Source organism: Sediminicola sp. YIK13 (assembly GCF_001430825.1).
In the GTDB taxonomy this organism is placed as follows: Bacteria; Bacteroidota; Bacteroidia; order Flavobacteriales; family Flavobacteriaceae; genus Sediminicola.
Genome location: NZ_CP010535.1, coordinates 1,344,511 through 1,364,832, shown reverse-complemented (window position 1 = coordinate 1,364,832; position 20,322 = coordinate 1,344,511). Strand labels below are relative to the sequence as shown.

The window sequence follows — 20,322 nt, the reverse complement described above, 5'->3', positions numbered from 1 at the left end:
AATTTATTAATTGTCTGATTTCATTTCAATCTTGGCGCCATCTTGAATAGGTTCAGTTTTTTCCTTTTTCAAATAAACATCCAAGAACTCCAGTACTTTTCCATAAGCTGTGATCTGATTTTCTTTTTTCACAAACCCATGACCCTCATCTTCAAATAACACATATTCCACTGGCACACCGTTCTTTTTTACACCAGCAACGATCTCATCGGACTCTACTTGCAGTACGCGAGGATCTTTGGAACCTTGCAGTACAATTAGTGGTTTGGTAACCTTATCTGTATGGAAAAGAGGGGATATCTGTCGTAAACGTACTGAATCTGCACTATTGGGATCACCCAATTCCTTGTAAAGTGCTTCTTTTTGGGCCTCCCACCAGGAAGGAATACTTCTCAGGGTCCTTATCCAGTTGGTGACACCAAATAAGTTTACCCCAACGGCAAACTCCTCAGGGGTATAGGTCAATGCGGCCATCGTCATATACCCACCGTAGGAACCACCGATGATCCCAATTTTGGAAGCATCGATTTCAGGTTGTTTGGCAAGCCAATTTTTTCCTTCCACACAATCCTTTAAGTCCTTATCTCCATGATTAAGATCGTCCATTTGATAAAAGGTCTTGCCGTAACCACTACTGCCCCTATTGTTTACCGCAAGAACAGCGTAGCCATGGTTGACAAGGTATTGGATAAAGGAACTAAAGTTTTGTCTCGATTGGCCTCCCGGGCCCCCATGTACCCACACTAAGGCAGGCGCCTTATTATCTGCCGTGGCTTGATGTGGCTTGTAATAAATTGCGGGTATTTCCACACCATCAAAAGACGCATACCGTATAACTTCTGCGTTAACCAGATCCTGACCTTGAATTTCCTTATTCAGAACATCGGTAAGTTGAACCTGTTTTTTGGTCTCCAAATTATAGACATATAGGTTAGAGGGAGTATGTGATCCGCCCGCATAGAAACGCATCAATTTTTCATCATCTGAAAAAAGAACATTGTTAATATCCATACCGTCAAATGTGGGCAATTGAATATTTTTGCCAGTGGCCACCTCCATGACTTCAATAGCATTCTTTGCATCTTCATTAATATAAGTTACCTGATACTTGCCATTTTCGGTAAAATAACTGCCTACAATATCCCATTTACGCTCCATGACCTTTTCATGCGTCTTGTCAACAATATTATATTTCATCAGGTAGGCAAATTCAGCCCCATCATCTGTAGTATAATATAGGGAGGTACCATCGGGGGAAAAATCTTCCCCGCTGTTGGCACTTTGGTTCTGGTTTATTTTGGTCATGGATTTGTCTTTTCGATTGTAAAGAAACAAATCCGAGTCGTTGGTGTTGATTGGTTTTATCAACGTCACAAAGTTCTTGTCATCAGAAATTGGACCAATATAATAGCCTCCTTCATTCTTGTACAAAAGAGTAGGAGTGAAGGTCTCCAAATCCATTTCATATAGATCAGTATACCTTTTGTCACGTTTATTGGAGGTATATAAAAAGCTTTTTTTGTCCTTTGTCCACCCATAAAATGAAGCCCTTGCCCCGGTATCTGGGGTAAGGTCTCTGTGGGTGCCATCTGTATTTCTTATATAGATATGGTCTATCTCATCTCCGTTGTTATCCATATTGAAGAGCATACGCTCATCTTTTGGAAAATAGGAAATGGCAAAAACCGAGGAACTATCCGAAGCGGAAACGGGCATTAAATCACCCCCTTCAACCGAAACAGTATACATATTATATATTCCAGAACGATTACTGGAAACCAATAATTTGGATTGGTCAGGGGAAAAACTACCCCCGTTGATGGACTCGTTGTCCATCATCTGTTCTATGGTATACGTTTTAAGATTATCCGCAATACTGGGTGTGGAACTTTCTTTTTTCTCCTTACACCCCCAAATAAGGGCTATGGATAAAAGGGTGATGATTTTTTTCATATCCTATTTTTTAGTTCATCATGAATTTTTTGGTTTCCTTAAAAGGAGAATTATCCAATTGCTCAATGGATACCTTATAGTTCTTCCATTTATCATCAAAAAAGGAGTTGGTAGCTTCCAAGGCCTTTGAAAGCTCCTCTTCGGCATATTTCACCAATTGTTTTTCCGTGGTAGTAACCCCTGTTTGTCTGCTTTCTACATAACCACTGGCCACTCCAATACGTTGCATCACTGTAATTTCAGGATTTCTGGTGATTCCTTGGCGCTTGTCAACTTTTCCAAGATAAAGGGCCATAACCGTGTCAATTTCCTTCACTATGTCCGCCGAGGCCTTGATCTGGACCTTGTACTTCTCTTTGTCCAGCTCCTTTAAATCCTTTTGGGTCTGTTCAGCTATGGCCTTACTTTCTGCCAGTTGTTTTACGGCATCTGCAGCGGTCTGTGCATAACCCTCCAGCTTCTTTGCGGTTTCATATACTTCATTGATGGATGCAGTGGAAACGTTTAACCTTGGGTCGGATTTTACTTCTATCATGGTTTCGTCCGTGGCTTCCCCATAGGATATTACTATTTTATAGGTACCTGGTTTTACCTTAACACCACTAGGCTCGCTTTTTCTTTTACTTACTTTTCTAGAAGCCCTGTCCGGACCTTTTTCATCCATTCTCCAATAGATTCTATGGAATCCGGCCTTTTCTGGGGTTTTATATTTTAAGGTTCTGATCAAGCGGTCACCGTCATAAAAGTTGAAGGCAATGGAGTCTCTGGTTTTTACATCCTTTTTTTCTTCCTCCTTGGAATCCTCTCCATCATTATCTTCTTTTTTATCCTCTTTGGCATCAGCTTTTTTACCTTCTTTCAAGTAATAGGTGATCATAGCTCCTTCTTTTCTATTCTCACCATTATATAAATCATCGGCACCAAACCTGCTGCCAGTGGGCTGCTGGTATGCCGCCTGATAGGCTGTAGGAGGTGAGAAGATTGAAATATCCTTGTTTAAAATGGTTTTGTCAGAGGTTATGGCACGTAATGGGCGTATGTCATCCAATACCCATGCGGCCCTTCCAAAAGTTCCAATCACCAAATCCTGTTCCCTTGGATGAATCACCAAATCTTTGGTGGAGACAGTCGGAAACCCTTCGGTCCATTTCTGCCATTTTGCACCTGCATCCATCGAAACATATAATCCATCGTCCGTACCCAAAAACATGAGGTTAGGGTTTTCAGAATCTTCAATAATGGATAGGGTATAGCTTTTCACATCGGATTGATCTACAATGCGTTCCCATGTTTTACCATAGTTCTTTGTTCTGTAGGCATAAGGAGTATAATTGAATCTTCGGTAATCGTTGGCGATTAAAAGTGCTTCTCCCTTATTTTTGTTGGATGCCTTTATTTGCGGAATCCAACTACCACTGGGAAGACCTTTAATATTTGCTGTTACCTCTGTCCAAGTGGAACCCCCGTTTTGAGTGTAGTGAACGCGTCCATCATCTGTACCGATCCACATCATGTCTTTTTCTACAGGTGATGGTTCTATTACTAAAATAGTACAATGGTTTTCTGCCCCTGTAGCATCCATGGTCAATCCTCCACTTTCACTTTGTTTTTGTTTTTCAGGGTCATTGGTGGTCAAATCTGGGGAAATAACGGACCATGTCAGACCTTTATCCGTGCTTTTGTGTACAAATTGGCTACCGAAATATACAGTGCTGTTGTCAAAAGGATCTTGACCAATGCCAGAATTCCAGTTGAAGCGAAGTTTTGTTTCCGCATCCGGAGGGGTAGGTCTTACAATGTAGTTGTTCCCTGTTTTCCAATCATAGCGGGAAACATATCCCTGTTGACTCATGGCATAACCAAATTGGGAATCATCCTTGTCTGGAACCACATCAAAGCCATCACCAAAAGCGATCTCCTGCCAATAACTATTGCGGATCCCCTGGTCTTTCCAAACATAAGCTGGTCCTCTCCAGGATCCATTGTCCTGCATCCCGCCATATACATTGTAAGGGAACTCATTGTCTGTACTAATATGATAAAATTGGGCTGCCGGAAGGTTACCAATAAAACGCCATGATTGGCCGCCATCTTTGGTAATATTCATTCCACCATCGTTACCATCCATCATAAAATTACCATTCTCTGGGTGTATCCACCATGCATGGTGATCTGGGTGAACCCCATTGTCCACACCATAAGCAGGCATTAATTCCTTGAAATTCTTTCCTCCATCCTCTGATACATTGATGTAAGTAAAGACAGAGTATATCCTATTTTCATTTTGTGGATCTACATATATTTCTGAGTAATAAAATGGCCTATTGCCTATATCATCCTTGTCATTAATTTTTTCCCATTTAAACCCTCCATCCGTGGATTTGTAAAGGGCATTTTTTTTGGCCTCGACCAAGGCATAGACCACATTGGGTTTGTTTCTTGCAATTGCAACTCCAATTCTACCCAATTCTCCTTTTGGCAACCCTTCTTTTTCAGTCAGTTTTTTCCATGTTTTTCCTCCATCATGTGTCATATGCAAGCCACTGCCCTCACCACCAGACTTAAAGAACCATGGGTCTCTTTTATGTTCCCACATGGCAGCGATCAATTTATTGGGATTTGTAGGATCCATTACAAGATCGGCTACCCCCGTTTTATTATTGACAAAAAGAATTTTCTCCCAGGTAGCCCCTCCGTCTGTAGTTTTGAAGACCCCTCTTTCTGGGTGTTCGCCCCAAGGAGACCCAATGGCGCCCACATAAACGGTATTTGGATCTGTTGGGTCTATGACTATTCTATGGATGTGCCTTGTTTTCTCCAATCCCATGGAGGTCCAGTTCTTACCGCCGTCCAAAGATTTGTAAACACCATAGCCACCATTTAAACTATTTCTTGGGTTTCCTTCCCCTGTTCCTACCCAGATAACAGATGGGTTGGACTGTTGGATGGCTACCGCCCCGATGGAGGCTGTTACTTCTTTATTGAAAACAGGTTCCCACTTGATGCCTCCGGAGGTAGATTTCCAAAGGCCACCTGAAGCCGTTCCAACGAACATTACATCAGGATTTTCATGTACAGCGTCTATGGCTGTCACACGCCCGCTCATTCCTGCCGGACCTATGTTTCTAGGTTTCAAATCTTGGACCATGTCCATTGTGAATTGTTGTGCAGATAAGCACAGTGATGCGAATAGCATCACCAAAGGAAGTAATTTTTTAATCATCTTTATTTCGGTTAATTAGTCGTTTTAAAGATAACCAAATCTATCTACAGAATTCTTAAAGGTCTGTTAAGGAATTAGTTGTTGATAGCGTATTCAAACAGAGATATCGAAGATTTTAAGATGAAATATTTTAGTATCCATTTGAGGAGTAGTTGATTAGGCTACTGTTGATTTATTGTTCAGGCCACGCTACGTTTTTATAGATGGTCCCATCTTTCATTACAAATTTAACATCCTTCATTTTAGAAATATCAATCAGTGGATTACCCTCTATGGCAATAATGTCGGCAAGCGAACCCTTTTTAACTTCGCCTAGATTGTTTAGGTGAAAAATACGGGCATTACCTGATGTTGCGGCCCGTAAGGATGCAAGTGGAGTCATCCCATAAGCCACCATAAGCTCCAATTCCCGTGTGTTTTCACCATGGGTGAACACTCCAACATCACCCCCAAATACGATATCCACCCCGGCTTGTAAGGCCAGTTTAAAGGATTCTTTTTTTGCTGTAATTCGGGCAGGCTCCTTTCCTGTTGCCTTGTCCCAACCGTTATATTGCTCTATGGCATCACCCGCTGCAAGGGTAGGGCATAAGGCCACCGCTTTTTCCTTCATCAATTTAAAAATTTCGAGGGTACCGCCATCACCGTGCTCTATGGTTTCAACACCTCCTAAAATAGCTCTGCGCATCCCTTCTGGTGTTCCGGCATGTGCTACTACATACCTTCCGGCACTGGTTGCGGTGGCTACCATCGACTCTATTTCCTCCAAGGAGAATGTAGGTTGGGAAGGTTCCCCTTTGCCCCAACGGTAATCGGCATATATTTTAATAAAATCGGCCCCATTACCCATCTGCCTGCGAACGGTTCTTATGACCTCCTCCTTGCCGCTAGCTTCTTCGGCCCCAAGAGGAACATGCACCCCATCGTGAAAGCCCTTTGGGCCGTATGCTCCCGTGGCTACTATGGCCGGACCTGCGACCAAGAGGCGAGGGCCGTTTATGATGCCTTCCTCAATAGTCTTTTTAAGATAAACATCACTATAGCCAGCACCCTCGGCCCCCAAATCGCGCATGGTGGTGATCCCTGCCATAAGTGAATTTTTGGCATGTACAGTACCTCTTATGGCTCGTTCAACTGGAGATTCCTTCAATACTTGATCGTTCCATGAGGTTTCGTTATAAGGATGAAGCAACAGGTGCGAATGACCTTCTATTAGTCCAGGCATTAAGGTCATTCCTGTTAGATTTATTTCGGCGGTATAAGACAGAGGTTTTAAATCTCCTTCCATACCTGCGAAAGCAATGGTAGTACCCTCCACCAGAACAACCCAATTATCATGGACCGCCTTCCCATCAAATACCCTGTCTGGTCGTAACAGGGTTTGTGCACAAGTTAAAGAAGTGGTTAAAATAGCAATAAATGTGATGGTGATTTTCATTTGAGTATGGTGTTTATTTGTGGGGGAATATAATTTCTTGAAATAAAATTTACTGTTAAGCCTATGAATAAATGGTTTTTACCTTGTTACCCCTTCGAGCATAGCTTTTAATTGGTCTTTACTATAAACCTTTGAATTTTGGATGACCGTATAAATTTTTTGAGTGTTTCTAATGTCTTCTAGCGGATTGGCCTCCAATAACACTACATCGGCCTGCTTTCCTATTTCAATTGAACCTGACAATTGATCTTTTTTTAGGTATTGTGCTCCATGATATGCTGAAGTTTTCAGTGCTTCCAACGGGGTCATGCCCGCTTGGACCATGGCCTCCAATTCCTTGTGCAAGGAGATCCCTGGATAGGTATAGGAATTAAAGGCACCGCTGTCTGAACCAGCCAACAGTTTTACACCAGCGTCATTTAATGATTTTGTCAAAGTGCCAAAAAAATGATCCAGCTCTTTTCTATCCTTTCTTGCTTTTTCAGAAGCATTTAAAGCACCGTTGATCCTTCCTTGATAGGTTTTTATAATACCCTTTCCCATGTATTTTAAGTACGGGTCATTTCTGTGATCAACTTCATCCAAATAGCTCAGTGTTTCTCCGATATGGAGTGTGGGTACCACAAAAACATTTTTATTTTTTAATAAGGCAAAGGTTGCTTTTGCAGTACTGTTCTGATATCCTTCCAGTAGTAGGGGCATGGCTTGCCAAAAGCCAATTTCCTTATTTATCAGCATTTGGGTGACCTCGGCCTCCACTGCCGAACAGCCCTTCATGATGTAATAAAGATGCTCAATCGCATCTATGCCTGCATCTACTGTTTCCTCCAGGGTTACGGTAAATGGCATATGTCCCGAGGTAATAAGACCTCTTTTATCTGTTTCTTTAAGGGTTTTGAGGTAGGCATCACCAGAAATGCGACTGTCGTATAATTTTACGAAATCAGTCTTTAAGGCTTGCAAGGAATCCAGTGCTTTTGAAATATCTTCATCTGTTTTCACTTCTAAGGAGCCTGCCCATGTGCCATCAGGACCATCAATTTTTGGTCCCGAAGTATAAATTGTGGGCCCGTCCAAAGTTCCGGCAGCAATTTCCTTTTTCCACTGCATCACACTGGATGTTAGATCACCCCCAGCATCTCGCACAGTGGTAATACCATTGGCAAGAAATAATGGCAATAGATTTTTATTTTCTAAAATGAGGCTGTCACCACCCCTAAAATGGGCATGGTTATCCCAAAAGCCTGGGAGTATATAAGTGCCGGTAGCATCTATAGTCTCGTCCGCTTTATAAGGGTCCGAATTTCCCGAGGTTTCAATCTTAACAAATTTTCCATCTCTGATGTAGAGATTCTGAAGTGCTATTTTTCCTGTTGCCAGATCAATTGTTTGCCCATTGAGTATGACAAGGTCATAGGTTTCCACCTGCTTATTTTTGCAACTGGTCAATAGAAGGTATACTAGGATCGGGAGAATATATTTTTCAAGTTTCATGCTTCTAAAAATAATTCAAATTAATTGAAGGCCGTTCAATTTTATCATTTTTTAGTCCAAGGCCTTAATTGAATAATATAAAAAAGAATATTGAAAAACGTATTATATGGAAGGTGCACTATTGATTGATATATCGACGTATGCCAATAAATAAAAGGATGAATAGGGAATAACCCATAAAGAAAGGAATGATATAGGCAGTAAAACCAAGGGCCAGCATTACACTGATGATCAATAATTGAAACCCTAAGCCAAAAGTAGAGACTGCGGTCATGAACCATTTTGGAAGGTGCTCGCCTTTGGGAGCAGAGCTATCCAATCTATATATGATCTTATCAAAAATCCCATAGCACAATTTATAGATGGCAAAAAGAATGTTTACATCACGTTGTTTTTCACCTTTTAGCGCAACAGGAACCCTATCCTCAAAAATACGACTGGTAGTATCCCCATTATTTTGGTTTCTCAATATCACATAGTAATAATTGTATAATGTTCCTTGTAATTGTAGTCCGGCGAAAGCTAAAAAAGTGTATAGTAATGCTCCTTCGGTTATGTGCCAGAGGGTCAGTAAAATAAAAAAGTTAAGGATGATATCGGAGACAGAATCCAAATAACGGCCCGTGTAGGAGGGTTTATTTTTTATGCGTGCCAGTTCCCCATCTGCTGCATCCAAAATGGATTTAAGGATAAGAAAGAACCCAGTTGCCATAAAATACTGATGATACATGCATAAAATAGCAAGTATCCCCGAGATTATAAAACCAATGGTAACGTGTATGGGCGTAAAGGATGTGTTTTGAAGGGCTTTGGCAATTATGATCGCTGCAGGTCTTCCGTAATCGGACAGATCCAAAAATTGATATTCCTTGGGTAGTTTGGACATTACGTTTCAAAATCCAAGGCGAAATATTGAAACTAAAAACGAAAACACGCTGGTTAGCTTGCGCCTTGGAATAGGTCTGTCGCAAAGATACGACCAAAATTACATATTGCTATTAAAGGTTTAAATAAGTTTTTCCTCTTAAACTATTGGTTATAGATCAATGATTGGGCTTTTATTCTTTCCAGTTTTTTTTCGGTAGTCGTAAGAGTCTTCTTGGTTATTTCGAGAGTTTCCCGATCGTTTTCTATTTTATCGTTCAGATCCTCGATTTCTTTTTTTAATTCTTCTATTTTTTCAGTATCATCCACTATTTCCTCATTTAGGTCGGCCACATCTTCGGTCAGATCCTCGAAATTTTTAGTAGTGTCTTCCAGCATTTCTTTGTAATAAATAGGAAGATATGTTTTTAGGAAATTCTCAACAATACCATATAGCGCTTTATACTCCTTTTTTGTTTTGTCCTGGCTTATAAAAGTGTCTTCTCCTATGGAGGCGAATACCTTCATTTCAGAACCAAGTTCGTTTTCTTCGATATTGGTATAAAAATTTATTTTATTTGGGGAAATCTTTTTGATGTCAACCTCCTCTGCAGACAATAAGTCTTTGTTCTGCAAAAATCCAATACCTTTCAATTTAAAATCGTAGGCATCATCAAGGTAGTCCCTCCAGGCTTCCTTAAGTTCGTCCGGTTTAGGATCAAGACTCACCAAAATGCATGGCCTTAAAATTTTATCGTATGTTATTGTTCCGTTTTGGGGTTCAATGGTTTGTGCACTTAAGCTGCCAATCCCCATTAGGGTTAGCATAAAATAGCCCATGAATAAGTTTTTCAATTTTAATGTCATCATCGATAAAAGTAATAAATGGTTAAATGAAAATATTGTAATATAATTTTATAACTAATCCTACAGCACTTTAGTTCGAACAAGAAGTTAAACCTTACGATTCAAGAATCTTATTACTACGTTCCTTCAGGTCTGATAAATCATTTTTCTCTTCAAATGAATTTTCAGCTACCCTTAGGACCATTTCGGCGTGTTCTTTTAAGGCCAATTTTTGCTCTGGGGTTTTAGCCAATGTATTGATGGTGATCAAAGCATCCATGAGTCGAATAACTACAGAAGGACTGCCACCCGCGAATTGTCGGATTTGATTAAAGGCCACATTTAACATTCCTCTAAAGGTAAGATTACTGGCAACAACCCTTAATTCCTTGTTTCCGTCATAGCGATATTTTGAAGGAAACTTTACTTTGGTGAGATAGCACAAGGTGGATGTAAGGTTATCTATACAGGTAATGGCCGTATATGGGTCATTAATGCCAGGGGATAGGGCCCTACCAGCAATTTCCACCATTTGATGTACGGAAAATTCAGGATCTTGTTGCGGTGTCCGGGATTTACCTAAGATAAAAATATTTCGAAAACTATGCAAGTCGTCGTCATCCAGTTCATCTTGAGAATAAACCTCCCCAATATCCATATCCTCTACCACATAATCACCAGGGCGATAGTTTAGAATGACCAATAGTTTCTTTTCTTGGGCCAAATTAAATATACCCTCATTGTCGGCATATAAAATATACCCACTCTCAGGGGATGTAATAATTGTTTTATTCCGATATGTTTTTTTTAGGAACTCAATGTCTTGAGTTTCATGTTTAACGGCCTCTTTCCCAATTTCCTCTGGAAATAAATGTTTAAGGTTTTTGGACAAGGCCTCGGAAATATCTGAAATCACTTTATTGGCCTGAATACTTATGGCGATATGGTGAATAAAAATAATGAGCAAAATAATATTGGCTATTGCGGCTAAAATGGCCACGAATACGGAGAATGAAGGGATGAAGGAAAATTGGTCTGTTCCTTTTACAGCATTTAAAACAAGTAAGCAATAAACATAGGTGGCAATATAGGTGCCAAGTACAATTTGGTTGATTCTTTCATGCATAAAATTGCGCAAGAGTCGTGAGCCAAATTGTGAGGAGGCCAAGGTAAGGGCAACCAGAGTAATGGAAAACACGGTACCGGCAACACCTATCATCGCACCTGCAATAATGGATAGTACGCTACGTGCAGAATCTACACTTCCTGGAAAAATAAACCTGACAATTCCAGAGGGCTGGTAATCAAAAATATTGTCTAGATAAAGTAATCCTATAGCCGTCCCAATAGAAACTGTAATAATAAGGATAGGGATAAACCAAAAACTGGACTGCAGTTCATCCCATAAAAAGAAGAGTCGTTTCATAAAAACTAGCTAATGTTATTTGGTATAGGAACCTTTTCCACACCCCATCACCGAATATAAGCCAAAATGAGCTGAAGCATTAACCCAATCGCACATTCTTAGGCATTTTTTACTAAATTATTACGAATGGAATATAGCCTCTAGTTGTTTAACATCTATATGGAGTTATTTTTAATAATGCAGTCCAACTGCTTTATGTACATATTGTTTATCGGAAAGTTGTTGCAACATAAAGTGGGCAACATCTTCCCTCGAGATCATTTTGGTAAGGATATAATTGCCCAAATTGAGACCGTGTTTATATGTTGCCCGCATTTTTCCATTGGTCAATTGTGCTGGTCTAACGATGGTCCAATCCAGTGTACTTGCCCTGATGAGTTTTTCTTGCTTGGATTTATCCATAAAATAAAATAAGAGGATTACAGGAATTACAAATAGGGTGTAATAGAGTCCAAGCCTAAACCTACTATCATTGATGCCCAAGGAGGTAACGCAGACCAAACGCTTTACATTATATTCTTCCATTGTATCGATAAGATTGGTCGTTCCTTTGGATAGGATGGAGGAAGGAATAATAAAACGCTTATGGCCCAGGGCCGATAAAACCGCGTCTTGTCCTTTTACAGCAGCGGCAACCTCTTTCCTTTGGAGTACATTTCCTTGCAATGTCTTCAAATTGGGGTGTTCCAATTTTAATTTGGTAGGGTTACGGGCTAAGACTGTTACATAATGGCCTTTTTGCAATGCCTGTTCAATGATGTGCCTTCCAGTCTTTCCTGTACCCCCAATAATTAAGATTTTCATATGAAACTGATTTAACTGACTGTTAAGTTGATCATTAAATATGATTTGGCACTATAAAGCTGACCGAACTGTTGTTTGCTGTTCATGAACCGTTTTTGGAAAGAATATAATGGATGCTTTCTCAACAATGCTCTCAATATTTTAGGCTGAAATTGATTAAAGCATGCAGCCAAATTTTAAATTTACCTTACTTAGAAGCTTCATTTTATTCAAGATTCAAGCGAAAACCAAATACATCCAATTCACCTTGCTTAAAATCTAGATCGAGGGATCGAACAAATCCCATGTTCTCATACATTTTCCAAGCAGTCTGCATAGCCTTTGTTGAATGTATGATCAATTGATGTTGCTTTTCAGCCCTCGCTTTCTGAATACATGTTTCTGTAAGGCGTTTGCCAAGTCCAAGGCCTCTTAATGCAGGATCTACGCCTAACAAACGGAATCCTGAGGCATTGGTTTCCTTGGTAGCCGTACCTCCCGACCCGTAATAGGACATGTCCCCAAAATAGACAACAGCACCGCCTATATTGCCTTCTGGAGCTATTGCCACTATTAATTTTGTACTCGGATAATCGGTAAATTTCCCAATGTGTTGCAACCGTTCGTAATACGCTGGTTGTTCTTCCGGAGCGGGAAATCCCTTTAGTTGTGAATAGACCAGGACCAATAAGTCTCCGATCTCATTAAATTCCGATGGCTTGGCCTCTCTAATTATAAAATTCTGATTCATTTCTTATGCTTAATATCTTCGGATTGGCCATGTTTTAAAAATTAGCATATCCTTGCTGCAAGGCAAAAGTATTGTAAGAAAATAACTTGATAGGTAGTGGAAATTGAAAAGATACACGAATAAGTTCTCGATTCCTTTTCTAATATATTTTTATACTTTGGTATGAAGATCTTTCAACATATTTCTTGCTTGAAGTTTAATTTCAAAATGATCCATGACGATTCTGGATAAATGAAGTAAGATAGAAGCTTCCTTTCCGTTTAAGGTTCTGGGATTTTGATCAATGATGCAAATAGTTCCCAAATTATATCCATCTGAGGTGGTAAGGGGGGCTGCGGCATAAAATTGAAGACCCATGACCCCTGCAACCAATGGGTTCGCCATGGTTCGTGGATCAACCCTCGCATTTTCAATAACATAAACTTCGTTGGATATAATAGCAGAACTGCAAAGTCCAGGATCTCTCGTTATTTCTTCTATATCTAGTCCATAAGAGGATTTGAACCAGATCCTATCAGTATCCACCAAACTGATAATCGCAATGGGAACATCAAAAATCTTGGATGCCAAAGAAGTGATCTCATCATAGCAGCCATCCATGGGTGAATCAAGGATTTCATACCTTTTAAGCGCCATGATTCTTCTATGTTCCAATTCTTTATCCATAATTAAATATAAACAAAATAATAATCTGAATTAACTGAACTAGCTATTATTTGATAAGAATAGTCTGACAGTTATTAAATAACAATTTGTAATTTAAGTAATTAAAAAAAATCATAGAAGTTCCTATTGTACTTGCTTATGAAGTATGTTTTGTGAAAAACAGGCACTTATCGCCTTTTTGTTTAACGTTCTGGCCGAAAAAGATTGGCTACAGGGGGAGGTTAAAAGTAAACGTGGTTTTCTTCTGTGTGGATTTTGCACTAAGTTGTCCTCCATGTGCTTTTGCAATTTCAGAGGATATGTACAACCCTAATCCTAAACTTCTTTTGTTACGATTGGCATTTTCGGAGAAAAAGGGCTTAAAGAGATTTCCCATTGCTGTATCTGAAATTTTTTCGCCCGCGTTGCTTACGGAAAGGACAAATTCTTTTTCCGAAGAATAAATATCCACTTCTATGGGTTGGTTCTCAGCTCCATGTTTTATAGCATTCCCCAATAGATTGGAAAATAGTTGTGCTACCCTATTGAAATCGCAATTTACGGGCCTTATTAAACGTATGGATTCTTTTATCTCGTGATGGGAATCTAACGTTTTCATTTCTTGCATTACCTGTTCTAAAACCTTTTGTAACAAGATATTATCACTTGTAAGCTCTAATTGAATTCCATCTCCCAAATGTCCCATGGCAAAATCCAATAGATTATCAATCAGCCCTTGCATACGATACGTGGTGGCTTTAATAATCTCAGCTTGCCGTAAAGCGGTTGCATCAGTTGAAATTTTCAATAATATATCGGCACACATCCTCGTAGTGCTCACTGGATTTCTTAGGTCATGACCTAGAATTGCAATAAATGTTTCCCTAAGTTCGGCAATCTTCCGTTCCTCTAACAGATTGGCGGAAACCCGATCCAACTCTTCTACCGCCTCTAAATGAAAAGAGATAAGTTCGGAATATAACTTGAACATTCCCCTAATTTCCGGGGTATCAACAATTAATGGCTTTGTATCTATAGCGCATAGGGTGCCAAAAAAACTACCATCCCTTCTGTAAATAGGCACAGAAATATAGCTCTGGAAACCATACTGCAATGGGATCGGATGAGTCTTGTACTGCTCGTCCGTAGCTACTTCATTAATGATCACGGGTTCTTTATGCTGCCGTACCTGATTGCAAAAGGTGGTTTCAATTGCCAATTCATCACCGGGTTTGAGACCAAAATTAATCTCATCCTGAACCCTACAAGTCACCCAATTTGTTTCTGTGACCCTTGCAATGGCAGCAAAACCCATACCGGTGCTCTTGCAGATAACCTCTAACAAATAGGGGACAACAGTTATTTTGTTGATGGCATCTACATCTTTACGAAGATTTGTGTTCAAATTGGAAAGCATGGTTTGTGGTATGGTCTATTTGTTAAATATAATAAATTCAAATTTTATTAGCTATTTGATTTTCAACGGAAAACAACTTTTATTCTGTCTTGGGGAGGAATGTTTTAAGGGATATAATAAGAGTGAAAATAGCCAGTTCTATCGGTAAAAAAACCTTTAATATAAGTTTAAACGTTGCCATAAACAGGCACTATATATGCTCCATTTAAAAATTCTTTGGGAGACAGTGTACTTTGGAGGGTAATTCCTTTGGACCTGTTTTCCAATAACCATTGGATGGATTGTATCAAAGGTACCGCAGTTGTGGTCTGTATGGCCCTTAATTCATGGTGGCCAACCTTTTGTGGGTAAATAATCTTGGATGTTTCCCGTCTGCGCAAGGTTCCCTTTGAATCGTTGCCCTGCACAGCTGCATAAAGCACTATTTGATCATCTTCAACATGAGGAATGGAGTCCAACATTATCCGTTGTAGCTTTTGGATAGGATTTATTTTAGGATCTATTTTAGATAATTGATCCGCTACCCAAGCATAATGCCCTGGATGTCGCAAGGTTTTGTAATCAAGGGACCTTACCTTGCCTTTCAATGCATCAGGTAAATCTGCAGCACCACCAGAAGTAAGGTCTTCTTCAAATGCCGTGCCGTTTATGATGATTACCTTGCTTTCTGAGAGGGCTGGGAGGCTTACCTTTTCAAAATCACGGATGGCTATGGCATCTTTAACATATTCTGTGGCTACCCCAATAGGACTCCAGGTAAATCCATAATAATGTGGAGCTACAGCATTAATGGTCAAAGCCCCAACTTTAAATTCCAAGGTATCCACCGCCTCAACTTCAAAATCTCTGCAGAATTCTTGGAATAGGTGGTTGGCCGATACATTAATGTACCCTGGAGCAAGTCCTGTCTGTAGGACAAAACCTGAATCTGCATTTTTAGCTAACTTTATAATTTGGTCGGTTTCTGCAACATATTCAGTAAGATTGGCGTAATAAAGGCCAAAATCTTTGGCAAATTGTGCCATTTTTGGGGCTAAACTCCCCGGAAGACAATCCAGTAAGGCATCCCCTTTTTCAAATATCCTCTTCATTTCATCGGTAATAGTATGTGCATCCAATAGAAACGGAACAACCTCACATGATTTTGTAGTGCCAACCTTAATCCATTCAGATACCCTTTGGGCCTTTTCTAGGGTACGGTTGCCAATGTAAATGGTTGGCGACACTGTGCTCCATTCTGCAAGGATAAGTCCGGCAGCTTCGGCTATACCACCGGCACCAGCAATAATTATGTTGTAGTGCGCTTTCATAATGGATTGTTTTGATATGAGATAAATACCATAGATACCCAAGAGCCTTTTTTATAAATAGGCTTGGATAGCTGAATAGCATAAAATTGGGGGATCAAAAAACTTAATACTAAGGTAATCAATAATTTATAGGGTTTTAGTTTAAGTAGATGAATTTTTTCAGGCGTTATTCTTCACCCTCAATTTTGGAATGGGATACACTAACGGGAATGGAAGATTGGGTATTATAAAGCTTTAATTCTTGGATATTTGCGGGAAGGCTAAACCCTTCCTGTACAAGTGCTTCTTTTACATTGGATATTACTTTTCCTTTTATCACCAATGCTTCTTTGCCGTATTCAAATGTATTGATCCAAAAATGTACTTTGAGGTTTACGGAGTTAACGGCTAACTCATCTGCCACAATAAAATTGCGGTGGGTGTCATCTTCATAGGTGCCCTTGGTATTTTTAACGATCTGTTTGATCAATTTTTCTGCTTCCCCTATATTATTCTCATAGGCTATGCCCACCAAGAAATCGAACCTATAGAATCCATCTTCGGTATAATTATAAACTGGTTTTTTAATAACATCGCTATTTGGAATGTATACATCACGGCCATCAAAGGTCCTTAGCTTGGTATATCGGAATTCAATGCTTTTTACCTTTCCAAAAATCTCACCTATGCTCACGGTTTCATTTACGTTAAACGGTCTGTTGAAAGAAAGGATAATACCAGAAATAAAGTTTTCCCCTATATCCCTAAAGGCAAAACCTATGATTACAGCAGAGGCACCTGCGGCGGTAAGAATTCCAGTGGCAATGCTCTGTAGTCCTGCTACCTCCAAAGCGTACATGATAAATATAGTGTACAATAGCAACTTGATTCCTTTGGTCAAGAAATTAACCATGATTGGGTCATCTGATCTTTTGGAAATGACTTTACGAGACAGATTGCCAATTTTTTTGGAGATCAAAATACCTAAGGCTACTATGAGAATGGCGATAAGTATGCCGGGGATTTGCTTGATGAACATGGTCCAATTTTCCTCCAAAGAGGTTAAAAGCTTTTCTGGAATATTCTTTAAATATTGGGCCATGTATTTATATTTAGGTTAGCGTTGTCCTATTGAAGACTAACTTGGATTTTTATGCTATGGTTCTAATGGGTAGCTATAAAATCCATTTCTAAAATACCCATAAATATTGGATTCTGATGAATGAATTAACCATTTATACTTTAACGGATATTTATAAGATAAAAGATAAGCGGTAAACTTCATCAGTAGTTTACCGCTTATTTTACACCATTGATTCTGACACCATTATTTATTTAAAAGAATCGCGGAACCAAAACCAAGTTGGTCTAGTTTTTTCAATTGGGTTTTGGCATCTCCCACAATCAGATAGATCATCTTATTGGGATCTAAATAAAGATTGGACATTTTCTTTATTTCTTCTAAGGTGAAATCTTTTACAATCTTCTCATTTTGTTTTGCATAATTATCTGGGTAGTTATAATTACTAATGTTACTTAACATAGCGAGCTTGGAATTAGGGGTTTCAAAGGCCCTAGCGGTACTTTTAATCAAATAACTTTTTGTCACCTCCAAATCTTCTTCATTAAAATTATTTCCGTAGTTGCTCAGGATTTCTTTTATCAAATTAACAGATTCATAGGTGACATTGGAGCGTACCCCGCTTGATATAATGAAGGGCCCTTTTATCTTTGATCCGTAAAAACTTGATCGAATTCCATAGGTATACCCTTTTCCTTCCCTTAATTGTTGTGTTAATTGGGACGCGAATCCCCCTCCTCCAAGTCGGTAATTTAGAATACTAGCGGCATAATAATTATCGTCTGTGGCAGCTAAGGCAGGGTATCCAATATGAATGACAGATTGTTTGGCATCCGGAACATCATAGAAGTATACCTTTGAAAGTACGGGTGCATTAGGGGATTTTACCTCGGGGAAGACAACGGATTTTGGTTCCCATTTACTATTAATGCCTTCAAGGGATTCCTTTACTTTTTCTGAAACGATGTCCCCAACCACATGGAAATTTGTCACCTTTGGGGAAAGGTTGGTAGTGTAGAAGGTTTTAAGGTCACTAATGGTGATTGACCTTACAGAAGCTTCCGTTCCAATATTATTATGGGATAGAATATGGTTCTCCCCGTAAATTAATTTGGCAAATTCGATGGAAGCGATATTGTTTGGATTGGCCTTTTGTTGCTCAATTTGACTAAGGCTACTTTGTTTTAACAGTTCAAATTCTTGTTCATCCCATCTTGGTTCTAATAGCATTTCTTGAACCAATGCCATAGTTTTATCATAATTCTTAGAAAGAGTGTTCCCCATTATAATGATAGCTTCATCTGTAGCGTAGGCATTTATAGAAGAGCCTAAACTTTCTATTGCATTTTCTAGCTCTTCAGGTGTTTTGTTTTTAGTCCCTTTTGTCATTAATTGAGACAGTAAATTTGAAACTCCTATTTTTTCAGGGTCCTCTAATAACATTCCGCCTGTAATTTGCATTTGGAATTGGACTAAGGGCACTTCCTTATTTTCAATTCCATATAAGCGTATACCAGAGGATAAAGTATCTTTCCAAACCTCCGGAACTTTTACGTCAGGACTAGCACCATATGGAGGTTCCTGACTTCTGTCAAAACTGGACTGTGTTTTTTCATAGGTTGCAACAATACTGGCGTCAAAGGTCTCCTCGGCACCTTCAATAATTTTTTCTTCTACGACCTCCGCCAAAGTAGAACCCTCCAATGCTAGTGGTGCCAAACCTTTCGGAACAAAGCTGGTAGCGACAAAGTGCTTATCTTTAATGTAGGTATTGTACACTCGCATTACGTCTTCTTTGGTAACGGAAAGTATGTTTTTTATATCCTCATTAATAAAACCGGGATCTCCGGCAAAAATCTCATATTGTGCCAATTGAAACCCTTTGCCCAAAACGCTTGATAAATTTGTGTAAAACCGTGTCTCCTGACCTGCTTTGATTCGGGATAGATCTTCTTCTGATATCCCTTCCTTTTCAAAGTGTGCAAATCCCTTATCAATGGCACTCTTCACCTGTGTTAGGTCTGTATTTTCAAAGGCCCTAACCTGTAAATAATATTCTCCGGCAATTTCAGCACTTCTTTGGTAAAGCCCCACCTCATCAGTCAATTTTTCCTTTTCTACCAAAGTTTTATACAATGGTGCTTTTTTACCTTGGGTGAGGTAATTGCCCAACACTTCCAAGGCATATGTATCCGGATGGTATTCGTAAACTGTTGGCCAAGTAATTGTTAGTTGGGGAAGTTTGGCAAAATTGTCCTCATAGTATAGTTTTTTGGTTTCTTGCAGTGTTACAGGTCTTTTCTCCATTTCGGGAATTGCTTCTCCGCGTTTTATTTCACTAAAATACTTTTCTACCCATGCCTTGGCCTGTACAGCGTCAAAATCGCCTGCAATGGTCAAGGTGACATTGTTGGGAACATACCAACGGTTATAAAAATCCTTTACATCATTCAGGGTTGCATTTTGGAGGTCTTCCAAAGAACCAATAACCTGCCAATTGTAAGGATGATCTTTGGGATATAGATTTTTTCCAATGACATAAGAATTATGGCCATAGGGCCTATTGTCATAGCTTTGTCTCTTTTCGTTCTTTACTACTTGTTTTTCCTTGGCTAAAACAGGCTCTGTAACTGTATTTATAAAATAACCCAACTTGTCTGCTTCTGCCCATATCATCTTTTCAAGGGCATCTTTGGGTACTGTTTGGAAATAATTGGTTCGATCCCTACTAGTGGATCCATTGGCACCGGAACCTCCAATGCGCGCACTCATTTTATCCAATCCTCCTTTTCCTAAATTCTCTGATTCCAGGAACAACAAGTGCTCAAAGAGATGGGCAAATCCTGTTCTCCCTTCAATTTCCCGTGCAGAACCAACATGGCTCGTTAATGCAACGGCAACTACGGGATCGGAGGTGTCCACATGAAAAATAACTTGCAATCCGTTTTCCAAAGTAAACTTTTCAAATTCTACCTTAAAGTCGTTTTTTTGAACAATCTGCTCTTTGTTCTCATTGCAAGAGATTAGAGTACTGAAGAGTAGTGCATTTAATAGAAATAATTTCAAATTTTTCATTTGTAGTCCTAAATTTTAAAGTAGGCGTTAATTTACT

General features: G+C 39.4%; 14 protein-coding genes. All 14 read right to left on the bottom strand.

The window, feature by feature from the left end:
• Nucleotides 1-6 precede the first annotated feature (6 nt).
• The gene (locus SB49_RS06060) at nucleotides 7-1,953 is read right to left on the bottom strand and encodes a S9 family peptidase (RefSeq protein WP_062054806.1); all 1,947 of its coding nucleotides are present in this window, start codon (nucleotides 1,951-1,953) and stop codon (nucleotides 7-9) included.
• A 10-nt stretch (nucleotides 1,954-1,963) separates the two neighbouring features.
• Complete coding sequence (locus SB49_RS06055) at nucleotides 1,964-5,173, bottom strand: WD40/YVTN/BNR-like repeat-containing protein (protein WP_062058917.1); 3,210 nt, start codon at nucleotides 5,171-5,173, stop codon at nucleotides 1,964-1,966.
• Between the two features lie 175 nt (nucleotides 5,174-5,348).
• Complete coding sequence (locus SB49_RS06050; RefSeq protein ID WP_062054804.1) at nucleotides 5,349-6,614, bottom strand: metal-dependent hydrolase family protein; 1,266 nt, start codon at nucleotides 6,612-6,614, stop codon at nucleotides 5,349-5,351.
• A 78-nt stretch (nucleotides 6,615-6,692) separates the two neighbouring features.
• The gene (locus SB49_RS06045) at nucleotides 6,693-8,108 is read right to left on the bottom strand and encodes an amidohydrolase family protein (protein WP_062054802.1); all 1,416 of its coding nucleotides are present in this window, start codon (nucleotides 8,106-8,108) and stop codon (nucleotides 6,693-6,695) included.
• A gap of 118 nt (nucleotides 8,109-8,226) precedes the next feature.
• Entirely contained in the window at nucleotides 8,227-8,994 is a 768-nt protein-coding gene (locus SB49_RS06040) for a CDP-alcohol phosphatidyltransferase family protein (RefSeq protein WP_062054800.1), read from the bottom strand.
• A 143-nt stretch (nucleotides 8,995-9,137) separates the two neighbouring features.
• Complete coding sequence (locus SB49_RS06035; protein WP_145758362.1) at nucleotides 9,138-9,827, bottom strand: coiled-coil domain-containing protein; 690 nt, start codon at nucleotides 9,825-9,827, stop codon at nucleotides 9,138-9,140.
• A gap of 106 nt (nucleotides 9,828-9,933) precedes the next feature.
• Nucleotides 9,934-11,244: a DUF2254 domain-containing protein gene (locus tag SB49_RS06030; protein ID WP_062054795.1), complete on the bottom strand. Its 1,311-nt coding sequence runs from the start codon at nucleotides 11,242-11,244 to the stop codon at nucleotides 9,934-9,936.
• Between the two features lie 171 nt (nucleotides 11,245-11,415).
• Nucleotides 11,416-12,090: an NAD(P)-dependent oxidoreductase gene (locus SB49_RS06025; protein ID WP_256363834.1), complete on the bottom strand. Its 675-nt coding sequence runs from the start codon at nucleotides 12,088-12,090 to the stop codon at nucleotides 11,416-11,418.
• Nucleotides 12,091-12,253: 163 nt separating this feature from the next.
• Nucleotides 12,254-12,778 (bottom strand): GNAT family N-acetyltransferase, encoded by a 525-nt coding sequence (locus SB49_RS06020; RefSeq protein WP_062054792.1) that lies wholly within the window; start codon nucleotides 12,776-12,778, stop codon nucleotides 12,254-12,256.
• A 150-nt stretch (nucleotides 12,779-12,928) separates the two neighbouring features.
• Nucleotides 12,929-13,444, bottom strand: a complete 516-nt coding sequence (locus tag SB49_RS06015) for a GAF domain-containing protein (RefSeq protein WP_062054790.1) — start codon at nucleotides 13,442-13,444, stop codon at nucleotides 12,929-12,931.
• Between the two features lie 208 nt (nucleotides 13,445-13,652).
• Complete coding sequence (locus tag SB49_RS06010; protein WP_200960646.1) at nucleotides 13,653-14,840, bottom strand: GAF domain-containing sensor histidine kinase; 1,188 nt, start codon at nucleotides 14,838-14,840, stop codon at nucleotides 13,653-13,655.
• Nucleotides 14,841-15,007: 167 nt separating this feature from the next.
• Nucleotides 15,008-16,150 (bottom strand): saccharopine dehydrogenase family protein, encoded by a 1,143-nt coding sequence (locus tag SB49_RS06005; RefSeq protein WP_062054788.1) that lies wholly within the window; start codon nucleotides 16,148-16,150, stop codon nucleotides 15,008-15,010.
• A 166-nt stretch (nucleotides 16,151-16,316) separates the two neighbouring features.
• Nucleotides 16,317-17,231 carry a mechanosensitive ion channel family protein gene (locus tag SB49_RS06000; RefSeq protein ID WP_062054786.1) on the bottom strand — a complete coding sequence of 305 codons (915 nt, stop codon included), beginning with the start codon at nucleotides 17,229-17,231 and terminating at the stop codon, nucleotides 16,317-16,319.
• 225 nt (nucleotides 17,232-17,456) lie between these two features.
• Nucleotides 17,457-20,285: a M16 family metallopeptidase gene (locus tag SB49_RS05995; protein ID WP_062054784.1), complete on the bottom strand. Its 2,829-nt coding sequence runs from the start codon at nucleotides 20,283-20,285 to the stop codon at nucleotides 17,457-17,459.
• Between the last annotated feature and the right edge of the window lie 37 nt (nucleotides 20,286-20,322).